The 22,181-nt window shown below is 58.4% G+C and carries 22 protein-coding genes and 1 tRNA gene; 16 read left to right on the top strand and 7 right to left on the bottom strand.

All coding sequences use genetic code 11. The annotated features are described in order from the left end of the window. The first annotated feature begins 8 nt into the window (after positions 1-8). The 4 genes from ispH to MCM46_12060 all read left to right on the top strand — a co-directional run bounded on the left by ispH (position 9) and on the right by MCM46_12060 (position 4,098). Positions 9-854: a 4-hydroxy-3-methylbut-2-enyl diphosphate reductase gene (gene ispH / locus MCM46_12045; protein ID MCG3112537.1), complete on the top strand. Its 846-nt coding sequence runs from the start codon at positions 9-11 to the stop codon at positions 852-854. Between the two features lie 137 nt (positions 855-991). Then, positions 992-2,740, top strand: a complete 1,749-nt coding sequence (locus tag MCM46_12050; protein MCG3112538.1) for a 30S ribosomal protein S1 — start codon at positions 992-994, stop codon at positions 2,738-2,740. Positions 2,741-2,861: 121 nt separating this feature from the next. Then, positions 2,862-3,755, top strand: coding sequence for a signal peptide peptidase SppA (gene sppA, locus MCM46_12055; protein MCG3112539.1), 894 nt, complete (start codon positions 2,862-2,864; stop codon positions 3,753-3,755). Between the two features lie 58 nt (positions 3,756-3,813). Beyond that, on the top strand, positions 3,814-4,098 hold the full coding sequence (locus tag MCM46_12060) for an integration host factor subunit beta (GenBank protein ID MCG3112540.1): 285 nt from the start codon (positions 3,814-3,816) through the stop codon (positions 4,096-4,098). A gap of 92 nt (positions 4,099-4,190) precedes the next feature. Here the strand turns inward: MCM46_12060 and MCM46_12065 are convergent, their stop codons facing one another. Beyond that, a complete protein-coding gene (locus MCM46_12065; protein MCG3112541.1) occupies positions 4,191-4,973 on the bottom strand; it encodes a DUF1565 domain-containing protein in 783 nt (260 codons plus the stop codon). 3 nt (positions 4,974-4,976) lie between these two features. On the opposite strand from MCM46_12065, the gene MCM46_12070 reads away from it, so the two are divergent. Then, positions 4,977-5,156, top strand: coding sequence for a hypothetical protein (locus tag MCM46_12070; GenBank protein ID MCG3112542.1), 180 nt, complete (start codon positions 4,977-4,979; stop codon positions 5,154-5,156). Here MCM46_12070 and hisS read toward each other — a convergent pair. Next, positions 5,153-6,409 (bottom strand): histidine--tRNA ligase, encoded by a 1,257-nt coding sequence (gene hisS / locus MCM46_12075; protein ID MCG3112543.1) that lies wholly within the window; start codon positions 6,407-6,409, stop codon positions 5,153-5,155. The two genes, MCM46_12070 and hisS, sit on opposite strands and share 4 nt — an antisense overlap. Before the next feature lie 171 nt (positions 6,410-6,580). On the opposite strand from hisS, the gene MCM46_12080 reads away from it, so the two are divergent. From MCM46_12080 to MCM46_12100, 5 genes are all read left to right on the top strand, one after another. Next, on the top strand, positions 6,581-7,270 hold the full coding sequence (locus MCM46_12080; protein MCG3112544.1) for a Crp/Fnr family transcriptional regulator: 690 nt from the start codon (positions 6,581-6,583) through the stop codon (positions 7,268-7,270). Between the two features lie 135 nt (positions 7,271-7,405). After that, positions 7,406-9,058 (top strand): VCBS repeat-containing protein, encoded by a 1,653-nt coding sequence (locus tag MCM46_12085; GenBank protein MCG3112545.1) that lies wholly within the window; start codon positions 7,406-7,408, stop codon positions 9,056-9,058. Between the two features lie 126 nt (positions 9,059-9,184). After that, a complete protein-coding gene (locus tag MCM46_12090; protein ID MCG3112546.1) occupies positions 9,185-10,846 on the top strand; it encodes a VCBS repeat-containing protein in 1,662 nt (553 codons plus the stop codon). A gap of 140 nt (positions 10,847-10,986) precedes the next feature. Continuing rightward, a tRNA-Gly gene (locus MCM46_12095) sits at positions 10,987-11,061 on the top strand. 401 nt (positions 11,062-11,462) lie between these two features. Next, positions 11,463-12,926 carry a DegQ family serine endoprotease gene (locus MCM46_12100; GenBank protein ID MCG3112547.1) on the top strand — a complete coding sequence of 488 codons (1,464 nt, stop codon included), beginning with the start codon at positions 11,463-11,465 and terminating at the stop codon, positions 12,924-12,926. Positions 12,927-12,964: 38 nt separating this feature from the next. Here the strand turns inward: MCM46_12100 and MCM46_12105 are convergent, their stop codons facing one another. After that, positions 12,965-13,354, bottom strand: coding sequence for a cupredoxin domain-containing protein (locus tag MCM46_12105; GenBank protein ID MCG3112548.1), 390 nt, complete (start codon positions 13,352-13,354; stop codon positions 12,965-12,967). A 21-nt stretch (positions 13,355-13,375) separates the two neighbouring features. Then, positions 13,376-13,729, bottom strand: coding sequence for a hypothetical protein (locus MCM46_12110; GenBank protein ID MCG3112549.1), 354 nt, complete (start codon positions 13,727-13,729; stop codon positions 13,376-13,378). A 245-nt stretch (positions 13,730-13,974) separates the two neighbouring features. Between MCM46_12110 and MCM46_12115 the strand changes: the two genes are divergently transcribed. Both MCM46_12115 and MCM46_12120 read left to right on the top strand, forming a co-directional pair. Then, on the top strand, positions 13,975-14,598 hold the full coding sequence (locus MCM46_12115; GenBank protein MCG3112550.1) for a hypothetical protein: 624 nt from the start codon (positions 13,975-13,977) through the stop codon (positions 14,596-14,598). Then, a complete protein-coding gene (locus tag MCM46_12120; protein MCG3112551.1) occupies positions 14,599-15,141 on the top strand; it encodes a hypothetical protein in 543 nt (180 codons plus the stop codon). Between the two features lie 22 nt (positions 15,142-15,163). Here MCM46_12120 and MCM46_12125 read toward each other — a convergent pair whose 3' ends face one another. Both MCM46_12125 and MCM46_12130 read right to left on the bottom strand, forming a co-directional pair. Continuing rightward, positions 15,164-16,198 carry an ABC transporter permease gene (locus tag MCM46_12125; GenBank protein ID MCG3112552.1) on the bottom strand — a complete coding sequence of 345 codons (1,035 nt, stop codon included), beginning with the start codon at positions 16,196-16,198 and terminating at the stop codon, positions 15,164-15,166. After that, a complete protein-coding gene (locus MCM46_12130; GenBank protein MCG3112553.1) occupies positions 16,195-16,875 on the bottom strand; it encodes an ABC transporter ATP-binding protein in 681 nt (226 codons plus the stop codon). Before MCM46_12130 ends, MCM46_12125 begins: the two co-directional genes overlap by 4 nt. Before the next feature lie 474 nt (positions 16,876-17,349). Between MCM46_12130 and MCM46_12135 the strand changes: the two genes are divergently transcribed. Together MCM46_12135 and MCM46_12140 are read left to right on the top strand one after the other, a co-directional pair. After that, the gene (locus tag MCM46_12135) at positions 17,350-18,066 is read left to right on the top strand and encodes a thioesterase family protein (protein ID MCG3112554.1); all 717 of its coding nucleotides are present in this window, start codon (positions 17,350-17,352) and stop codon (positions 18,064-18,066) included. 107 nt (positions 18,067-18,173) lie between these two features. Continuing rightward, a complete protein-coding gene (locus MCM46_12140) occupies positions 18,174-19,457 on the top strand; it encodes a dicarboxylate/amino acid:cation symporter (GenBank protein MCG3112555.1) in 1,284 nt (427 codons plus the stop codon). A gap of 17 nt (positions 19,458-19,474) precedes the next feature. Here MCM46_12140 and MCM46_12145 read toward each other — a convergent pair whose 3' ends face one another. Further along, complete coding sequence (locus MCM46_12145) at positions 19,475-20,008, bottom strand: hypothetical protein (protein ID MCG3112556.1); 534 nt, start codon at positions 20,006-20,008, stop codon at positions 19,475-19,477. A 227-nt stretch (positions 20,009-20,235) separates the two neighbouring features. Here MCM46_12145 and MCM46_12150 point away from each other — a divergent pair, with 227 nt between their 5' ends. Together MCM46_12150 and MCM46_12155 are read left to right on the top strand one after the other, a co-directional pair. Next, positions 20,236-20,538 carry a hypothetical protein gene (locus tag MCM46_12150; GenBank protein ID MCG3112557.1) on the top strand — a complete coding sequence of 101 codons (303 nt, stop codon included), beginning with the start codon at positions 20,236-20,238 and terminating at the stop codon, positions 20,536-20,538. A gap of 175 nt (positions 20,539-20,713) precedes the next feature. After that, complete coding sequence (locus MCM46_12155; GenBank protein MCG3112558.1) at positions 20,714-22,033, top strand: MFS transporter; 1,320 nt, start codon at positions 20,714-20,716, stop codon at positions 22,031-22,033. Positions 22,034-22,181: the final 148 nt, after the last annotated feature.

Here is a 22,181-nt window from a genome sequence, read left to right on the forward strand (position 1 = left end):
GGGTGGGGATGGAAATTTACGTTGCTGAAAATGCAGGCTTCTGTTTCGGGGTGAAGCGGGCGGTGAAGATGGCGTTCGACGCGGCCGAGAGCTATCAAGGAGAGGTCCATAGCCTCGGGCCATTGATCCATAACCCGCAGGTCGTCGAACGGCTGGCACAAAAGGGGGTTCAAAAGGTCGAGCGTTTGGACCAGATTGAGAATGGAGTGGTCATTCTTCGATCGCACGGTGTTTCTTCCCCTCAAGTAGTCCAGGATGCCGAAGCACAGGGGCTGCACATCATCGACGCCACCTGTCCGTTTGTGACCAACGCGCAGCGATATGCAAAACAACTGGTCGATGAAGGATATCAGGTGGTGATGGTCGGGGATCGGAATCACCCCGAGTCTCAGAGCGTCCTCGGGCATGCCGGGGGAGAGATCCTGGTGACGGAGGATTTCGACGAGATCAAGCAGATGTTGAACCGGTTCACCCGGAAGCGATTGGGCATCATTTCCCAAACGACGCAAACCTATGGAAAATTTTCTGAAATTGTAGTAAAATGCCTCCAAATCTGCGAAGAGGTCAAAATCTTCAACACCATCTGTTACGCTACCGAGGATCGCCAGACGGAGGCGCAGAGCCTTTCGGAAACGGTGGAAGTGATGGTGGTGGTGGGGGGAAAGAACTCCGCGAACACGACCCATCTGGCCGATATCTGCCGCGAAAAGGGGGTCCGGGTTTACCACGTTGAGACGGCGCAGGAGATCGATCGGCATTGGTTTGAAGGGGTTCAGAAGACCGGGGTGACGGCGGGGGCCTCAACGCCCGATTGGATTATTCAAGAGGTGATCAGTTATTTAAAAACGATTTAAAGGAATCAGAGGCGGCCTCAGGCCGCCGTTTCCGTTGTTTGAGAAATGACCAATATAGAGGCCGGCATCGGAGGGCCTGATTCCACTCCGCACAGGCCGGCCGCTAAATTCGAAGAAGAGGGGAGAGAATAGTTTTTATGGCAAAAGGAAAAAGAACGGTTTTTGATGCCGATGAGATGCTTGACTCCGAGAAGAGCCAGGAGCGGATGGAGCTTGAAGCGCTCTATGCCGAGACGTTCAAAAATCTCCAAGAGGGGAGCGTCGTAGAAGGGATCATCCTTTCCATTCAAGAAGACGGGATCATGGTCGATATCGGATATAAGTCCGAAGGGATGGTCGCCAGACAGGAATTCACCCCCGAAGAGATCGGCAAGCTCAAAGCGGGGGAGAAGATCCAGATCTACCTTGAAGAGCGGGAAGACTCCGAGGGAAACATTATCCTCTCGAAGGAAAAAGCCGACCGGATGAAGATCTGGAAGGAGATCGAAGAGGTCTACCAGAAAGATGCCGTGATCGAAGGAAAGGTGATCTCCCGGATCAAGGGGGGGATGATCGTCGATATCGGGGTCAAGGCGTTTTTACCCGGTTCTCAGATCGATCTTCGGCCGGTGCGCGATCTCGACCAGCTGATCGGAAAAACCTTTCCGATGAAGATCATCAAGATGAATCACCGCCGCGGCAACATCGTCGTTTCCCGCCGGGTTCTCCTGGAGGAGTCGCGCGATCGGAAGCGGCAGACGACCCTCTCCTCGCTCCAAGAGGGGCAGGTGGTCGAAGGGGTGGTGAAGAACATCACCGAATACGGCGCGTTTATCGATCTCGGCGGCATCGACGGTCTGCTGCACATCACCGACATGTCGTGGGGCCGGGTCGGCCATCCCTCCGAGCTTTTCATGGTGGGGGACAAGGTTTCGGTCGTCGTCCTCAAATACGACAAGGAGACCGGCCGGGTCTCGCTCGGCTACAAGCAGAAGATGCCCGATCCCTGGAGCCATGTCGAGGAGCGGTATCCGGTCGGAACCCGCATCACCGGCAAAGTGGTCAGCCTGACCGATTACGGCGCCTTCGTCGAGTTGGAGCCGGGGGTCGAAGGGCTGGTCCACATCTCGGAGATGTCGTGGGCGCATGAAGCGAAGCATCCGTCGAAGATCGTTTCGGTCAGCGATCGGGTCAACGCCGTCATCCTCAACGTCGATCGGAAGGGAAGAAAAATCTCGCTCGGTATGAAGCAGGTCGAGCCGAACCCCTGGAACGTCGTCGAGCAGCGTTATCCGCCGGGGGCGAAGATCACCGGCAAGGTCCGGAGCATCACCGACTTCGGCGTCTTTGTCGGCCTGGAAGAGGGAATCGACGGGCTGATCCATATTTCCGATATCTCCTGGACCCGCCATGTCAAACATCCTTCGGAGGTCTTCAAAAAAGGACAGCCGATTGAAGCGGTCGTGCTGAAGGTCGATCGTGAGAAGGAGCGAATCTCGCTCGGCTTCAAGCAGCTGACCTCCGATCCATGGGAGACCGATATCCCGCAGAAATACAGGGTCGGCAGCGGTGTTCGTGGGAAGGTGACCAAAATTACCGACTTTGGGGTTTTCGTCGAGCTCGAAGAGAATGTGGAGGGCCTGATCCATATCAGCGAATCGGGGGTGGAAGCGCCCGCTCGCGTGGAGGATGTTTTCCACATCGGAAACGAGGTCGAAGCGAAGATCATCCGGATCGATACGGCGGAGAGAAAGATCGCCCTGTCGGTTCGAGAGCACCGGCGCGATTCGGACAAAGAAGCGGTCGACCGCTTCCATCACACGCAGGGAAAGCTCGATCAATCGATCGGGGCGGTTGCCAGCAAGATCACACGGCGGCAGAAAAACGACGAGGGAAAAGAGTCGTAAGGTCCGAAGCCTTCCTCTCTTTCCAACCGGTTGAGACGCCGGCGGAGGGTCTATGCTCTCCGCCGGCGGATCGGCGGAACCCTCCTCGAAAAGCGCTGCCCGTTTACCCCAAAATTAAACGATGAATCGAAAATCAATTCTGATCGGCGGAATTTACTTTCTTCTCTTCCTCCTCCTCTTCTTCGCCTTTATGTTCTGGACCAGCCGTTACATCGACGGCGGGGAGGGAGCGGCGTGGGGGGGCGGAGATCGGATCGCCCTCATCCGTATTGAAGGGGTCATCGCCGATTCAAAAACCGTGGTCGAAGATCTGCGGCGCTACCACCGGGATGACAGTATCAAGGCGATTCTCATCCGAATCGACAGCCCCGGCGGCGCCGTGGTCCCCTCCCAAGAAATTTATGATGAGGTGAAGCGGATTCGCGACGCGGGAAAGAAAAGGATCGTCACCTCCATGGGGACGGTGGCCGCTTCCGGCGGCTATTATATCGCCGCCGCCTCGGAGAAAATCATCGCCAACCCCGGGACCCTCACCGGCAGCATCGGCGTCATTATGGAGCTGGTCAACGTCGAAGGGCTTCTTCAAAAAATCGGCGTGGAGGGAACGGTCATCAAGAGCGGAGAGAATAAAGATGTCGGCTCCCCCTTCCGGAAGATGACCGAGGAGGAGCGTGCGCTGCTGCAGAATGTGATGGACGACGTCCACGCGCAATTTATCGAAGCGGTCGCCGAAGGGCGCTCTCTCAAGATCGAGACGGTTCGTCCCTACGCCGACGGGCGAATCTTTACCGGCCGCCAGGCGAAGGAGATCGGTCTGGTCGATGAGCTGGGGAACCTTCAGGATGCCATCCAGCGGACGGCGGAGCTGGCGGGGATTGAAGGGGAACCCCAGACAGTGGAGAAGCAGGAGCGGTCGACGTTATTTGAGTTTCTGCAAAACCGGTTTCTGGGAAAGTGGGAGGGGGCTCGCTTCCCGGGCGGTTCGGTCCGGCTGAACTATCTTTTCTCCTTCTAGTCGATCGTCACGGTTCAGAGAGCCTGACCATCAAGGAACAATCCAGTCACATGGGGGGATGATGACCAAAGCAGAACTGATCGAAAAAGTCGCGGAACATTACACCGTCCTGACCAAACGTCAGACGGAAATCCTGGTCAACACTTTCTTTGACAGTATCAAAGAGGCGTTGGCCAAGGGGGACAAGATCGAGATCCGGGGGTTTGGAAGCTTCCGGCTCCGGCACCGAAGAATGCGAGAGGGGCGAAACCCGAAGACCGGCGCATTGGTCTCGGTCCCCGAGAAGAAGGTTCCCTTCTTCAAGGCCGGAAAAGAGCTGAAGGAACTGGTCGACCGGGGATAACCGGTTTTCCGTTCTGCGAGACTTGATCTTCTTTTCAATGATCTCTTCCCGACTTCTCCTTGTCTCTTCTCTCCCGATCCCTTTAATGAATCCTATCCGCAAGGGAGCGCAGCGATCCCGGCGCCGGTGGTATCGATGATTCCGGCGCCGTTGTCGACGGCGTCGATCCCGTCCGGATTGAGATGATCCCACAAGTTATTCCGGGCAAAAATCGTATTATTATCGTTATTGATGAGGTCGCCCGCGGGATTGCAGCTGAGCGTGTTGGCGCCGTCGCTCCTTCCCCCGCCCCCGAGATCGGGGTTCGATTGTCCGTCGACCACCACCCCTCCTCCCGGATTGCCCGTTACCTGGTTTTGACGGAGCGCCGGACCGGCATTTACGATTTGGACACCGATCCCCGGATCTCCTGTGTTGCTCTGGATCGTATTCTGTTCGATCCGACTTGAATCCCCCAACATCGATTGAATCCCGATCGTATTCCCGCTGAAGGTATTGTTCGAGATGGAGACGTTGCTTGAAATGAGCCGCGCGCCGGTTTCGTTGTTTGTGAACTGAACGTTGCTGATCTCTCCGTTGACCCCCTCCGCGACCACACCGACCTCTCCGTCGCTTCGAACGGTCAACCGGGAAATTGCCGCCCCCTCGGTGAGGATCATCGCCGCCTGGAAAGCGCCGGCGGACGCGCTGGTGTGGGCGCCGCTTCCCTGAATCACCGTCCCCTGGGCTGCGCCGGTCGGCTCTCCGACGAGCGAGACCCCCTCCTTGATCCGGAGGGGGAAGCGCTCGCCGGGATCGGTCGGAAGTCCGCTGCTGCCGGGCCGATAGGTCCCCGCCGCCACCTGAACGGTATCTCCTTGGTCTGCGGCATTCAGCGCGTGTGTAATCGTTGCGAAGGGGGAGTCGGCGGTGCCGGGCTGGAGGTCGCTTCCTCCCTGAGAAGAGGGAGCGACGAAGTAGGTCCGGGGGATGCGGATCGATTGGTCTCCGCCGCCGTCCGGGCAGGCGGTGAGAAGGAGGGAGAAAAAGAGGAGCGGGAGGACGAAGAGGAGATTTAAGAAAGTTTTGCGGCCAGCGTTTCGATGAGGGTCGATAATGGGATCTCCTCCTGCGCCTTGGTCGACATGTTCCGCAGAATCGCTTTTCCCTGCGTCATTTCGTTTTCGCCGACAATCAAGACATACGCCGCCCCCAACCGGTCGGCCCGTTTCATCTGGCTCTTCAGGCCGATCGCGTCGTTCCCCATCTCGCTCCGGATATTCTTCCGCCGGAGGGCCAGAAGAAGCGGGAAAAGCGCCGCGCCGGCCGCCTTCCCCAACGGGGCGAGAAAAAGCTGGAGGCGCGAAGTGGGAACCAATGCCGGATCGATCAACTGGACCAGCCGCTCCACCCCGATGGCGAAGCCGATGGCCGGCGTCGGCGGTCCGCCGAGCGCTTCGACCAGGCCGTCGTAACGTCCTCCGGCGGCGACCGCGTTCTGTGCGCCGAGTTTATTGGTCGTCAGCTCGAAGGCGGTTTTGGTATAGTAGTCGAGTCCCCGCACCAGATGCGGCTGGATTTGATAGGGAATCGCGAGTTGGTCGAGCCCCTCCTGAACGGCCTTGAAGTGCTCCCGGCATTCGGCGCAGAGGTGGTCAATAGGTGAAGGAGCGTTCCGGGCGATTGCTTTGCAAGCCTCCTTTTTACAGTCGAGGATGCGGAGCGGATTGGTCTTAAAGCGCCGCCGGCAATCTTCGCAGAGATCCGGAAGATACTTCTCGAAATAAGATTGCAATGCCGCGCGATAGGTCGGCCGGCAGACCGGGCAGCCGAGGGAGTTGATCTCCAGCGTCAGGTCGGTCACCTGCATCCGCTCGAAGAAGCGGGTCAGCAGCGAGAGGAGCTCCACATCCTGGCGCGGATCGATATCGCCGATGATCTCCGCGCCGATCTGGTGGAACTGGCGGAGGCGGCCCGCTTGAGGCCGCTCGTGCCGGAACATGGGGCCGATGTAGTAGAGCTTCGAGAGGGGAATTTTTTCGCTGAGGTGATGCTCCAGATAAGCGCGGACAACCGAAGCGGTCCCTTCGGGACGGAGGGTGACTTTCTTTCCGTCCCAATCTTCAAACGTGTACATCTCTTTTTCGACGATGTCGGTGGCTTCGCCGATGCTTCGGGTGAAGAGCTCGGTGTTTTCGAGAATGGGGGTCCGGATGTGGGAGAAGCCGAAGACGTTGAAGGTTTCGTGCGCGGTCGATTCGACCCAGAGCCAGCGGTCGGATTCCTCCGGAAGAATGTCTTTGAAGCCTCTCAACGATGCGAATTTGGCCATCTCATCATCCCTAAAACTTAAGGGACACTATAACGTTGAGGCCTTTTGAAGTCAAGGAGAAGCGCGGAGTTGGAGCATTCATAATTGTAATTTCCCTTGCCTCCTCTCGAAAGGAGCGCTATACTACGCTTCGGCATTTTTCCTTCCATGTTTTACCCGGAGTTTCGACGTATGACGGATGATCGGCAGCTCGTGCTGCGGCATGTTCCTTTTTTTCAGGATCTCTCTGCGGAGGAGCTCGCGAAGTTGGCCCCTTTGCTCAGGGAGACGAGTTATCGGAAAAATGAGGTTCTCTTCCGGACGAACGATCCGGGGAACACCCTTTATATCTTACGGTCGGGGCGGGTCAAGGTCACCTTGACCGACCGGCACGGGCGGGAGGTGATCCTTCGGGTCTTGCAGCCGGGAGAGATTTTCGGAGAGATGGCGGTGCTGGATGGATATCCCCGCTCCGCGACAGTGACCGCCTTGGAGAAGAGCTACGCCGCCACCCTCGACCGCGACTCGTTTCTTCGGTTCATTCAGAGTCATCCCCAGTGGTCGCTGAAGATGCTCGCCACGATGAGCCGCCGGCTCCGGAAAGCGAACGAGCGGATCAGCTCCGCCATCCTCTCGGATGCCCACGGCAAGGTGAGCCGGGTCCTCCTCGACCTGATCCCCGAAGGGGAATGGGAAGGGAAGCGAGAGGGAATCCGGGTGCGGCTGGCGCTCACCCGGCAGCAGTTGGCGGCAATGGCCGGCGTCACGCGCGAGACCTTCATCCGGGTTCTGAAAGAGTTCGAGCGCGCCGGATCGATCCGGACCGAGGGAAAAGAGATCATTATCCTGAAGCAGGCCGACCTCAGCCGCGAGATTTTCTAGTTCTCCGCGAAGGACCCAAGATGACAAAAGTCCGGTCTAAGTCTCTCCCGTTTTTAGATGGACAGAAGGGCCCTCTCCTCCTAGAGTAGAAACAGCTTCATCCGGTTTTCACTTGCTTGTAATAGGAATTTGTTTTTGGTTTTGCAGGTTCGCTCCCGATTTTGGTTTTTCCTCCCGGTTTTCCTCGCGTTTCTTTTCCTTGAGGGTTGTTCGAGTTCGACTCCCCGCTCGGCCGAAACCGCTCCCGCCGCCGGGGCGCCGCCGGCCGGCACCTCTCCACCTCCGGTTCAAGTTCAAGCTCCGCAGCTAAGGCAGACGCTGGCGGGCGGCGGCGAAGGCTGGCTCGGCTCTCCTGCGGCGGCCGATCTCGACGGCGACGGTCGGATGGAGATCATCGCGCCGCGCGGCGGTTTTCTTTTCGTCTGGCATGCCGATGGAACCCTCTTTTGGAAATCGGCCTACGGTTTTTCGGCGGAGACGAGCCCGGCGACGATCAGCGGGCGGATCTGGGGGCCGCCGGTCGCGGCCGACCTCGACGGCGACGGGAAACTTGAAATCGCCGCCGGCAGCCACAAGGAGATGATCTCGGTCTGGAGCTGGGACGGAAAGATGAAAGCGGGTTGGCCGAAGATCGTCGGGGGAGAGGCGGGGTCGGCCGATCGGGAGATCCGGTCGCTCGCGGCCGGCCCCCTCGGCAACGGCAAATCGGCCCTGCTGGCGTCGCGGACCCGAACGACGAAGGTCCCGGTGGCCTTTCTGCTCGATTCTCAAGGAACGGTTCTCCCCGGCTGGCCGCAGCTTGCCGCGTCGGGCGGGTGCGTCCTTCTTCCCGCCCAAGATGCAAACTGTTTTGAGGCGGGGACCTACAATCAAAACGTGGGGCTCGCCGATCTCGACGGGGACGGGAAAACCGATGCGATCATCGGCTACGACAACGCCTATGTCGGCCTCTTCCATCTCAGCGGCGTTCCCTTTGGAACCCCTTTTCTCAATCGCCCCTTCTTCCCCGGTGTTCCCGCCTTCCACGATCCGGCGTTGGCGATCCAGGGGTTCGGGCCGGACGGAGAAGACCGAAGCGAGTTCACCGACTCCCCGCCGGTCGTCGCCGACCTCGACGGCGACGGCGCCCGCGAGCTGATTCTGGTGGGGGATCATGAACGGGCCGGGATCACCACGATTTTGGGAAACTCCCTCTTCGTCTTCCGCTCCGACGCCACCCGTTTTCCCGGTTTCGAGCGGCCGTTTGAGACGAGGGGCCATCATTCCCCGCGGGTGACCGAAGACCCCGGCGGGAACATCGTCGATGTCACCCCCGCGCCGGCCGTCGCCGACCTCGACGGGGATGGGAAGAAAGAAATCCTCTTCCCCGCGTATGACGGCGTGCTGTATGCGGTCCATTCCGACGGGCAGCTCTTCTGGACGTTTGCGTTTTCCGATTTGGGGACCCGGTTTGCTTCGGAGCCGGTCGTGGCCGATCTGAACAACGACGGGGTCCCGGAAGTTCTCTTTGCCACCTATGAGACCGAGGGAGAGAAGGGGGCTCTGGTGATTCTGAATCATCTCGGCGCGGAGCTGACGAAGATTTCCCTGCCGGGCCGTGGCGCCATGGCTGCGCCGACGCTCGCCGATCTCGACGGCGACGGGGAGTTGGAAGCGATCGTCAGCCTCAAAGATGTTTCATCCCAAGGCGGGGTGCAGATCTATGCGCTCCCCGGATCGAAAACCAACCGGCTCTTTTGGCCGACCGGCCGCGGTAATTTCCTGCGGAATGGTGATACAAGTCACTGATATCCCATTCCTTTGGATCACACTCCCACTTTAAAGTCAAGACAGGCATGTCCCGGCAGACTATCCTTTTCGTTTGAAAAGGGTAGAATGAACGCTTTGTGTCTGTTTCGTCCAAGGAGGTGTGTATTGATCTTTTCTTGCAATTTCATCAGAAGGACTTTTATCGGTCTGTTTTTTTCATTGTCTTTTTCCCTGGCCGCCTGTTCCGACTCCTCTCTCCCATCCACCCCGGATCGGATCGCAGACGGCGGCGCGACACCGACCGAGCCGACCGATCAAGACTCCATTCCGGCCACCCAACCGGCTGATCAAGATTCCATCGCCGCGCAACAGGCCGCATCTCTGATTTCCCCTGTGCGGGCGCCGCGACTTCACCAGACGTTGAGCGGCGGATTCGAAGGGTGGATGGGCTCTCCCGCGGTGGCCGACTTAGACAAAGACGGGTATCCGGAGATTATTGCGGCGAGAGATCGAACCGTTTATGTGTGGCATTCGGACGGGACCCTTTACTGGAAGGCCGTCGCCGCCACCAGTGGACGGATCTGGGCGCCGCCGGTCGTCGCCGATCTCGATGCGGATGGACGGCTGGAAGTGGCGGTCGGCAGCCATCAGGAGCGAATCTCCGTCTGGCAGTGGAACGGACAACCCAAAGCGGGATGGCCGAAGGTTTTGGGAGGGAACACTGAAATCAGGTCAATCGCCGCCGGCCAGATCGGCAGCGACCGAAAGTTAGGGCTCCTCGCCTCACGGACGCTCGTGAAGCCGATCGCGTTTTTACTCAATTCGTCGGGAGCGATCCAACCGGGTTGGCCGCAGCTCTCCAGCGCCACCGGCTGCACTCCGAAAGTGACCTGCTTCGAAGCGGGCACTTACAATCAGAATGTCGGGATCGCCGATTTGAATGGCGATGGAAAGAACGACATGCTGATCGGTTACGATAACGCCTATGCCGGCGTCTTCCACATGAACGGCGTTCCTTTTCCAACCGCGCCGCACTTTAAGCGCCGCTATTTTCCGGGCGTTCCGGCGTTTCACAATCCGCAGTTGGCGGTCCAAGGATGGGGATTGAACGGGACCGATCGGAGCGAGTTTACCGACTCTCCCCCGGTCGTCGCCGACATCAACGGCGATGGAAAAAGAGAGCTGATCCTGGTGGGAGACCATGAGCTCGCCGGAAACACCGTCAATCGGGGGAATTCCCTTTTCGTCTTTCAGGCCGACGCCACGCGCGCGCCCGGTTTCGAGTGGCCCTTTGACACCGGCGGGCCGCTGGTTTATGGGGACCCCGGCGCGAATATCGTCGATGTGACTCCGGCTTCCGCGGTGGTCGATCTCGACCGGGATGGGAAAAAGGAGATCCTCTTCCCGTCGTACGATGGGAATATGTACGCCGTCCGCTCCGACGGGAAGCTCTTTTGGAAGTTCTCTTTTGCGGCCAACGGCGCCCGGTTTGCCTCGGAGCCGGTCGTGGCCGATCTCAACAAGGACGGCCTTCCGGAAATTCTGTTTACGACATATGAAACGACGGCCGGAAAAGGGGCATTGATTGTTTTGAACCGCCTCGGCGCAAAGTTGGCCCAGGTGCCGCTCCCGGGGCGGGGAGCGATGGCGGCGCCGACCGTGGCCGATCTCTACCGCAACGGGGAGTTGGAGGTGATCGTGAACCTGAAAGACAATACCCCCGCGGGCGGAATCTTAATTTATGATCTCCCCGGCTCCGGCACCAACTTGGTTCTCTGGCCGACCGGCCGCGGTAATTTTCTCCGAAACGGCGACGCAACGAGCTAGAGCGAAAGGGAGTGGGACGTTTTCCCCACTCCCTTCGCTTAGGAATGAGGAATCAAATTCTACATTCCAGCATTCCTAATTGATCTGTTGACAGCCCCCCCCTCTCTGCGATAATATTTCCAAGCATTTTGACCTCCTATGCGGGAATAGCTCAGCGGTAGAGCATCGCCTTGCCAAGGCGAGGGTCGCGGGTTCAAATCCCGTTTCCCGCTCCAATTTGATCCCAAACACGTGTAGAGGGCTAACAGGGTGAGGGATGCCGCGATCCTCAGCGGGTTCCACGCCGAATATAATTGAAGCGAAGCCTCCACACGGCGCGCTCCCGTCTTTATGGGAGCCAATCCCGTTTCCCGCTCCAAATTTTCATCAATTTTAAGTAGAAGCGATCGATTCCTGCCGATGTTACCCGCGACCCTCTGTGGGTTCCACGACGAATACAATAAGCGAAGCTTCCCCTCGGCACGCTCCCCATCATTTGGGCGCCGATCCGGTTTGCTGCTTCAACACAATCCCACCACTCCCTGAACCATTCGCCTCCCTCTCCGTTGTAAGCGCTTTCACGGACCGCCCCTCCATGTCGGTGTTAATCTAATTACATCCGATACGGAGGGCTGTCATGAACCATCTGTTCAAAACGGTTTTAGCTCTCTTTTTCATTCTCAGATTTATTTCCGAAGGGGTCCCTCTTCCGTTCCTCGCCCATGCCGCGGAGCCGCCCAGGGAGAGCCGTTCGCTTCCGGCGGATCCCCCTCTGTCGGAACCGGTTTTTGTGGAGATCGCGGAACGGATGATCCCGACGGTTGTGAACATCTCGACCACCAGTCTCCATAGCGGGCGCGATCTCCCCTCGTTGGACCCCTTTTCCGAGGACTCGTTTTTCAAGCGGTTCTTTGGCGACTCCCCCTCTCATCTCCATCAGGTGCAAGGCCAGATCGGGTCGGGGGTCATCATCGATCCGAATGGATACATCGTCACCAATCACCATGTCATTGCCGACGCGAAGGAGATCCGGGTGATCTTAAACGATCGAAGGGCATTTTCCGCCAAGGTCGTGGGGAGCGATATCAAGAGCGATCTCGCTGTGGTGAAGATCGACGCCCGGAACCTGCCGTCGGCCTCCTGGGGAGATTCTTCAAAACTGCAAGTCGGAGAATATGTGCTGGCGATCGGCAATCCGTTCGGACTGATGGAAACGGTCACCCTCGGCATCATCTCGGCCGTCGGGCGGGCGAATGTCGGCATCGCCGATTATGAAGACTTTATCCAGACCGACGCGCCGATCAATCCCGGAAATTCAGGCGGCGCGCTGGTGAATATCCGGGGGGAGCTCATCGGGGTGAATACGGCGATTTTCAGCGAGGGGGGAGGATCGATGGGGATCGGCTTCGCCATTCCGAGCAACATGGCGAAACCGGTGATGGAGAGTTTAATGAAAGCGGGAAAGGTCGTTCGGGGCTGGCTAGGGATCTCGATTCAGGAGGTGACCCCGGAGCTGGCGAAAGAGTTCGGTCTCTCCAATCCGAAAGGGGTCCTCGTCGGAGATCTTCTGATCAACGGTCCCGCCGACAAGGCGGGGCTGCGGCGGGGGGATATTATTTTAGAGGCGGACGGAGAGCCGGTCGAGAGCGTGGGGCAATTTCGGAACTTGACCGCCTCCGCTTCGGTCGGAAGCCCGCTCAAGCTAAACATTTACCGGGAAGGGCGTCCGCAGACGATCGGCGTCACCGTCGAGGAAAATGTGGGAGAAGCCGTTCGGGAAGCGCCGCCCCAAGTCGAGCAGAGGGAGACGAGCGCGCCGATGGACGGCATCGAGGTCCGCGACATTTCCCCGGAGGCGTTGGAAGAGCGTATCCTGAACAATAGCCGGGAGGGGGTCGTCGTGGAGGGGGTGGCATCGGGGAGCGGCGGAGAGGAGGCGGGGCTCCGGCAGGGGGATATCCTTGTGGAGGTCAATCGAAAACCGCTCGGGAATGTGAAGGAGTACAAAGAGGTGATCTCAAAAATGAAGAAAGATCAAACGGTGCTCCTATTGATCGACCGGGGAGGCCGGACCTTCTTTATGACTGTCCGGCCTTCTTAGAGGACCCTTCGGAATCAAGGGCGAAGACGTTGCCCGCTTCAAGCGGGCCGACGTTTCGCCTCTTTGTGCCGGCAGATGATTTTCCCTTCCATGCCGAGTCTTCGGTGGCCGGGGAGAGGGCAGAAGTAGGGGAACGCTCCTTCCTTCGCGACGAATTTGATGATCGTCCGTTCGCCCACCGTGTCGACCCGCGCCGACTTCACCGCCAGCTCGGGGATCGACAAAACATGCGGCGCCCCGTCGCCGTTTTCGATGATTAATTCGACCACCTCTCCCTCATACACCTCCAGGGTCGGGTTCTTGGTTCCATCCTCTCCGATAAATGCGAACTCGCCCGACATCTCCGTTTTGAGGAGATACGTTTTGCCGTGGGCCGTTCCGGCGCCGATAAGGATGAAAGAAATCAGGACCAACGCTGCCACCTTCATTGTCCACTCCTTTTCCGTGGGTTAAGAGACGACCATCGCCGTTTTTTTAAGGTGCCGCTCGACCGCCCTCCGGTGGATCTGCTGCGGTCTGCTCTCGAGCAGGCATTCTTTCGAGCAGAGGATCTCCTCGCTGCAAAAGAGCGGGCAGCTCACGACGTCAAGTCCTTTGCCGATTTTTCGGGGATTCCGGAAAATGTTGATTTCCATCCCGACCCGGAGCGGGTCTCCCGTTTCGGGACAGATCACCGGAACGCGCTTGCGCGCCGGCCGCGCGACGGAGAGAAAATAGACGGCCGGAATCAGAGCGAAAACTCCCACGGACAGAAAGCCGATCCAGGGGGAGAGCGCCGATGTCAACCAGGCCACAGATTCCATAGCAGACCTCCTTGTTTTGAGTGGGTGGACGGGTCAATCGTTTACAATCCCCAGTCTGCCTCATCCCTCAACGAGGGGCAACACCACAAACGGGGTGTTTTGCGGGAGGACCGGCCAAGGAGAGGGAGGAGCGGGGGCCGTTGTTTCCGGAATTTTTACGACGGAGTCGGGCCGGCACACCGGCAAGATCGTTATGGCCGTCCGTTGATTTGAAAATTTGACTTTGCCGAACGGAATTTCCTAAGATGGTATACTATCCATCGCAAGCCGATGTCGCGGGAGGGATCGCATTGATGGGGATATTCCACAAAGGGAAAAGGGTCGTCTATTTAAAAGAGGCGGTTTCGCCGGTTCTTGTTGTTTTTCTTCTCCTCTTCCTCTCCGCCTGTGCGACGGAGCGGTATCAGGGGCCGGTCAGCGGCATCTCGGCCAACGCCCAGCTCACACAGACGTTGGCCCTTGGAAAGGTGGTCGATCGGCTCGATTTCAGCGGGTATTCCGGAAAAAATGTCTTCCTGGATGTTGTGACCCTCACCGAGCGACTGACGGAGCGCAGTCCCGAGGAAGCGTTTATCCATTCCTGGTTGACGGAGAAGCTCTTCGACCAGGGGGTTCGCGTGGTTGACGCCGAGGCCGACGCCGATCTGAGGCTGACCGCCCGGGCCCGCGCGTTCGGGGTCGATCGCATCCGACGCGATCTCCCTTTTATTTATTACGCGGAGGTTACCCGCGGCCTGGCCGATTTCCACTTCGCCCTCTACGATCTGAAGGAAGGACGCCTCCTTGCCACGTTCGACCGCTTCGAGCGGGTTTCGGTTCGCGAGAGTTTTTGGTTTTACATCATCGGGCCGAATCGGACGGTGGATTAAATGAGATCTCCTCGAATCGTTCTTTTCTTTTTTCTGATCTTCCTCCCGGCTGGTTGTGCGACGATGATCCCGACCGAGCCGACCTCCGGAATGGGATCGACCGCCCAAAAGGGAATCGCGGCGGCGCTCGATCATAATCTTGCCTTAGAGACCGATCTGGTTGAAGGTAAGAAGGTTTCGGTGCGTGTCGAAACGTTGGGGGAGGTGTCGCTTTCCTCGGCGATCCGCGCTTATGCGCGGTCGGTGTTGGTGGAAGAGGTCGAAACGGCCGGGGGAGCGGTGGTTCCCGAAGGAGAGCTTTCCATCACCGCGAAGATCGATGCCGCCGGAATTGCCGCTTTCAGCAGGAGCTTTCGCCTTCGCAGTGGCGGGAACTTTTCCATCCCCCTCTGGTACAGCGAAACGACCAAAGGGGAGTCGCACGTCATCCTCGTCTACCAAGATGCCGAAGGAAACCCTCTCCGGACGATCGTAAATCGGAAGGACGTTCCGCACCGCGATATTTATCTCTTTTATTTCTTCGGGCTTTCCGAAACCCCTTGAGCCGGCGCGCTCCCGCATTGGGTTACATCAGCCACCGCTTTTTCATCAACGAATAAGAGAAAAAAGAGGCGGCCAGTCCGACCAAAAACAAGTAGGCCCATTCCGGGGCGAAATTCGAGAACCGGTTCCCCTCCAAAAGGATCGACCGGATCGGCTCATAAAACCAGTAGGAGGGGAGAAGGGGCGCCACCGCCGTGAGTTTTTGCGAAAAATCGGAGAGCGCGGAAGGGAGGAGGTGCGGCAGATAGACGAGAACCCCGAGCGTCCGGGCGCTCGCCTGGTTGCGGCATAAAAAACCGACAAAAATTCCAAAGGCGCTGAAGCAGAAACTCCCGGCGATCAGAAAGGCCGCATAACTGAAGCCCCCTCCCAGATCGAAACCGAATCTTCCGAGCAGATGGAGGAAGAGCACGCCGGTGCAGATTAAAATCATCCCTAAAAATAACTTCGCCGCCAGCCACTCCGTTTCCCGGACCGGCGTCTGCAGAAGCCCCAAGAGGAGTTTCTTCTCTTTTTCTTCGGCGACTTGCGCCGGCAAGATAATAAAACCCACCAGCAAGACCAGCATCAAGACCCAAGTCGACAGTGTCTGCTTTTGGACCGCGCTTTCCTGAAGCGGCCGAATCTCGGAAATCCAATGTTCGCGATTTCCCTCGACGGCATTTTGCAACGCGGAAACGCTTTCGACAATGGCGAGCGTTTGGAAAGAGGCCTTTGTCAAAACGATCAGCTCCAAACGGGGGGGCTCTTTCTCGGACGGGATTAAAAGGCCGTCCCCTTTTTTTTCTTTGAGCCACCCTTTTCCTTCCGCTTCATCGGCAAACCGGAAGATCTCGAATGTCTGATCGGCGGATTGGATACTTTTGATGATGGCGGAGGAATCGGTTTCTTTTTCAATCAGCCCGATTTTTATTTTTTGAAAGCCGGCATCGGTCTGATCGACGAGTTGCAAGGTGAAGAAAACAAACAGAGGAATAAAGAGGATCAGGTAGAGGGTCTTGTTCTTCAATGCAATCGCCAGATCATTTGAGGTCAGCGTGATGATATTTCTGATCATGCGTAGAGGTTCTGATGAATGTTGGATTGAAAGTACTTCTGGGGCGACCCATCGAAGACGACCCCCCCTTGGTGCAGCACCATTATCCGTGTGGCGAGGGTTTGAATCTCTTCCGGCCGATGAGAGGTAAAAAGGATGGTTTTCCCGGAGGCATGAAGCTGCATCAGAAGCTTGTAAATCTCTTTCGTCATTTCAAAATCAAGGCCGGAGGTCGGCTCGTCGAAAAGGAGCACCGGCGGATCGGGTAAAAGGGAGCGCCCGATGCTGACCCGTTGCTTGAGCCCCCTCGACAGTTCCGCGACTTTATGCCGACGGAAGGAGCGCAAATTAAATTCCTTCAACGTTTCGTCGATGCGTGAAAAGGGAATTTGAAAAAGCCGGGCAAAGAGTTTGAGATTGTATTCGACGGAAAAGAGATCGAAGAGGTTCGGCGTCTCCGGGACAAAACCGATTGTTCTGGCCAACGCCCGCCTGTTTTTCAGATCGACTCCGTTCACCAAGACATGCCCGCTATCGGGGACAATCCAGTTGGCCAAGATTTTCAAAAGAGTCGATTTGCCGGCGCCGTTGTGGCCGACCACCGCAATAAGCTCCCCCTTTTCTACGCTAAAGCTGGCGGCGTGAAGCCCCTTTTCGCTATGATAGATCTTTTTCAGCTGGTGCGCCTCAATCTGCATCGAATCTTCCCCGGGGGTGCCTTCGATTTATTTCCTTTTATTCTTTGCCCGTCCCTGACCGCGTCAGGGACGGGGAGCTCGCTTATACCCGCTGAGCCAAGTAGATAATCACCAGCACCAAAGCAACCACCGCCAGAATACCGATCGCACTCATCCGTTCCTCCTTTTTTTTTGAAATGGGCGCGTTTGAACGGCCTCTCACACCCGCTGAGCCAAAAAGACAATCAAGAGCACCAAAGCGATGACAACGAGAACAGCAACCATCCGTTTCCTCCTTATCGAAGCTTCCAAGAACGACTTGTCGGTCGATTTGAAATCGGTACATTCCAATATGAAGTGAGTATTGCCACAGTGGATGACTCATATTAAGTATGAAGGTTCTGAAGAATAAAAATCAACCCCGCGCCGGCGTTGCGCGACCGAGAGATGAAAATTCGCTTGCCTTTTTATCCCTCGTTCGAGTAGGAGGCGAAAATGTGCCCTGCGTCACCGGGGAATGATGGGTCCTCTCTCTTTGACTCTCCCTTCCTCCGGGAGTATTATATCCTCTCATGGAATTCGGCTCCGGTTTACCGTTCACGCCGGATGCGGGGGGCCGGCCGGGAGCAGAATGAACGGCCCCCCGAGAAGAGGATTTTCCGCAGCATCCTTATGAATCTGTTTATCCGTTTGGTCGCCATTTTGTTCGGCAGTTTCTTCCGGCCTTCTTTAAAACCGCTCGACACCTCGGTTTTGACGTTGCGGGTCTGGCCGACCGATCTCGACATCAACGCCCATATGAACAACGGCCGATTTTTGACGGTGATGGATCTCGGCCGGCTCGATCTGATCGCGCGGACCCCGCTGGGGAGAACGGTCGTCCGATTCCGATGGCAGCCGATCGTCGCCTCGGCCCTCATCCGTTACTTCCGCCCGCTGAATCCGTTCCAAAAGTATCGGTTAAAGAGCCGGGTCGTCGGCTGGGATGAGAAGTGGTTTTTTGTCGAGCAGCGCTTCGAGCGCAACGGAGAGCTGATCGCGATCGGATTGGTGAAGGGCTTGTTCCGGGGCCGGAACGGGAATGTCCCGATCGCCGATGTGTTGAAAGCGGTCGGCGTCACCCACCCCTCGCCCGATCTCCCTCCGGCGGTTCAACGCTGGCAGGAGGCGGAGCGGTTGCTGGAGAAGACCCGTCAGGGAGAGCCGTCTTAAAGGGGAGCCGATCCGCGCGCCGTTTTGCTTTTGGGCTTCACCTCTTGTGCGACGTTTTTTGGGCTGCTTCGGCGGCTTGATCGCCGCCACAGTGTATGAGTTTCGGGATGACACGAGAAAAAAGGAAACATTCGAACCCGAGCGCCCCGATTCTGATCGGTCTTTTGGCCGGGACGCTCCTTGGCATCGCGGCGCGGTGGTTGGGGGAAGGAGCGCCGTGGTTCGACCCGCTGGTGAACCAGATCGTCCTCCCCGTGGGACAGATTTTTCTTCGGCTTCTTTTTATGTTGGTCATTCCGATGCTTTTCTCGGCGCTGGTGGTCGGCATCGGGGGGCTGGACCTGCTGCGGCTGGGGCGGATCGGCGTCCGGACGTTGGCGTATACGGTCGTTGTTTCTCTGATCGCGGTGGCGATCGGGATGGGGCTGGTCAATCTGATCCGCCCGGGGGAAGGGGTCCCGGCGTCGCTCCGCGCCCTCGCCGCGTCGGGGACGGCACCGTTCGCCGCAAAGCCGCCGGAGCGGTCGGGGATCGCGCTGATCGTTTCGATGTTTCCCGACAACCCGATCCGGGCGGCGGCCGAAGGAGAGATGATCGGGGTGATCCTCTTCTCGCTCCTCTTTGGGATCGCCCTGTCGATGACCGAGACGAAAGGGGGGGCTCGGCTTCGGGAAACGATCGAGGGGCTCTACGACGTCAGCCTTACCCTGATCCACGGCGTTCTCAAGCTGGCGCCGTTCGGCGTCGGCGCCCTTCTCTTTACGATGACCGCCCGGCTGGGGGTCGATCTCCTCCGTCCCCTCTCGGCGTATGTCGGGGTGGTGTTGCTGGCCCTCTCGCTCCACATGTTCGTCGTCTATTCCCTCTCCGTCCGCTTCTTGGGGGGGCGGTCGCCCCGCGCTTTCTTTCGGGATATCCGGCCGGCGATGATCACCGCCTTCGCCACCGCCTCTTCCAGCGCCACCCTCCCGACCGCGCTGAAGGTCGCCGAAGAAGATTTGAAGCTCCCCCGACATGTCAGCCGGTTCGTTCTCACCGCGGGGTCGGCGATGAATCAGAACGGCACCGCCCTCTTCGAGGGGGTGACGGTCCTTTTTCTCGCGCAGCTCTTCGACGTGCCGCTCGATCTGTCGCAGCAGGCGCTGATCATGTTGATCGCCGTGCTGGGGGGGATCGGAACAGCCGGGGTGCCGGCCGGGTCGCTTCCGGTGATTGCGATGATCTTGGGGATGTTCGGCATTCCGTTGGAGGGGCTCGGTTTGATCTTGGGGGTCGACCGGTTGCTCGATATGTGCCGGACCACCCTCAACGTCACGGGAGATCTGGCGGCGGCGGTCTATGTGGCGCGGGGAGAGGCAACAGACAATGAGGAATCTGGAATTAGGAATTAAGAGTCAGAGCCAACAGGCTAATGCGAATGGCCGTCGTCCTCGTGGGCCTCTTCTTCCGTCGGCTTGGCGAGGACTTCGGGGTTGATCCCGGTGCCGAATTCGAAAACCAGCCGGCCGCCGCGGTCGGCTCCCATGGCGACGAGGGCGGACAGAATCATCAGCCCGAAGAGGAAGGCCCACCGTTGCGAGCGCCACTTTCCCCATCCGTTGATCCAGAAAAGATAGATGGTAAGAAGAATCCCGACCCCGGTGGTGGCGACCATCCAGTCCCGGTGCACATGGATCAGTTCATGGCCGGGGGCGCTGTGGCCGCGCGGGTCGTTCTGCGCCGCCAGTTCCCCCGCGATGAAGCCGGTCGGCAGGGCGATTAACGCCGAAATCGTTCCGAGGTAGAGCATCCAGGTTGCGGCGAAGTGGAATTTCTCATCCCGGAACACCGCCATCGCTTCCATCGCCAGCGCCCCGACAAAGAAGGCGATGGGGAAGTGGATCATCAGGGGATGAAGGTTGTTCTTCAGGATCGTCATCCCCGGAAGCAAAGATTCTATCATTCGGTCCTCCTAAAATAATGCCTTGGAAAGCTTCTTCTATTCTATCAATTCAGATCGCCGCGCATCAAATGACAGAGTATATCGTGACGCACGATTTGTCAATTTCCCCACCGTTTCCTCATCCATCGTGCTTCATTCGTAAGTAATCTACTCCATTGGGTCTAATTGCGGCTCGTTCCGGAGGGGCGCTAAGATGAACTAAAACAGATTTAATCGAGGAGGATGCCATGGCAGCGGAAACGGAATCGAAAGTGACCACCGACCCCGAGGAGATCCGCCGGTGGGCGGAGGCGCGCGGGGGAAAACCGGCGGTAGTGAAGGGGACCGATATCTTACGGATCAACTTTCCCGGCGGGGCCGAGGCGGAGTTGGAGAATATTTCGTGGCCGGAGTTTTTCCAAAAGCTCGAAGAGAAGGGGCTGGCCTTCCTTTATCAGGAGAAAAAAGCCGACGGGGAGCCGAGCACCTTCAATAAGCTCGTCAGCCGGGAGTCGGTGAAAGATCAACTCAAAGGGAAAAAGGCGGCCTAAACGCCGCCTCTACCCCTCTCTTGATCTGGTCCTTCCTGCCCTCCATTTTAAAATGTAGATCCCTATAGTGAGCGGACCCTCTCTGATGGTATAGTGGACGCTTCGGCATGAGATCGACCCCCCGGCCGGTTGTCGGGGCCGTTTTATCCAAAGGGTTGGGAGGAAAAAAAGAAGCGTGATCGCGAAATTGCTCCGGCGCCTGGGGCTGGACCGTTCCGAGCTGCGGGCCTGGGCCATGTATGATTGGGCGAGCTCGGCCTTTACCACCACCATCGTCGCGGCGGTTTTTCCGATCTACTTTCAGCGGGTCGCGGGGGCCGATCTCGATCCGGCCGGCGCGACCACCCGCTTCGCCCTCGCCACTACATTCGGACTGATCCTCATCGCGGTCGCCTCGCCCCTTCTCGGCACCCTCGCCGACTACGCCGCCCTCAAGAAAAAGATGCTCGGCGCGTTCGCCGCCCTGGGGGTGGTCGCCACCGCCTGTATGGTCTTCATCCAGCGGGGCGACTGGCTCCTCGCGGCGGTACTGTTCGTCCTCGGCAACATCGGGGCGGCCGGCAGCTACGTTTTCTACGATTCGCTCCTCCCCCACATCGCGCGCGATGAGGAGATGGACCGCGTCTCCGCCGCGGGGTATGCCCTCGGCTACCTCGGCGGGGGGCTGCTGTTGGCGATCAATCTGGCCTGCATCCAGATGCCCGAGCGTTTCGGGATTCCCGACGCCGGAACCGCCACCCGGCTCTCTTTCCTCAGCGTTGCGATCTGGTGGCTCCTCTTTTCTTTTCCGCTCTTCCGGCGGGTGCCGGAACCGGCCGCGCGGACGGAGGCGGGGCCACCCCGGGCGGGCCATTGGGCGGCGATCGCTTTGGGACGCCTGCGGGAGACCCTCCGTCATCTGCGCGGCTACAAGCAGGCTTTCCTGATGATGATCGCCTTCATGATCTACAACGACGGCATCCAGACGATCATCCGGATGGCCACCATCTACGGCGCGGAGATCGGCATCTCCCAGGGGGCGCTGATCCTGGCCCTCCTGATCACGCAGTTCGTCGGCATTCCCTTCGCGTTTCTCTTCGGCGCGCTCGCCGGAAAAATCGGCGCGAAGCGGGCGATCTTTCTGGCGCTGACGGTCTATGCCGGCATCACGGTGCTCGGCTATTTCATGACCACCGCCTTCCACTTCATGCTCCTGGCGATCCTCGTCGGCACCGTTCAAGGGGGGGCTCAGGCGTTGAGCCGCTCTCTTTTCGCCAGCATGATTCCGCGCCACAAATCGGCCGAGTTCTTCGGCTTCTTCGGCATTTTCGAAAAGTTCGCCGGGATCGCCGGCCCGGCCGTCTTCGCCTTTTCGATCTGGGCGACCGGCTCGACCCGCAACGCGATTTTGTTGATCGTTCTCTTTTTCGTGGCGGGGGGGATTCTTTTGTCGTTCGTCAAGGTGGAGGAGGGGCAGCGGGCGGCGCGGGCGGCGGAGGAGCGGGGGGGCGTTTGAATATTTCCAAACGATATGATAAAGTCCGCAGCGATGTGCACTGAAGCGGCTTGATCTCCGCTTTTGTGACCCGGTACGACCGTTTTGCTCGCCCGGTGTTCGTTCGGCTCTCTGTCCGGCTTCCCTCTCCCGCTGAATCCGAGAAACC

Origin of the sequence: Candidatus Manganitrophus morganii (assembly GCA_021651055.1) — a bacterium.
GTDB lineage: Bacteria > Nitrospirota > Nitrospiria > SBBL01 > Manganitrophaceae > Manganitrophus > Manganitrophus morganii.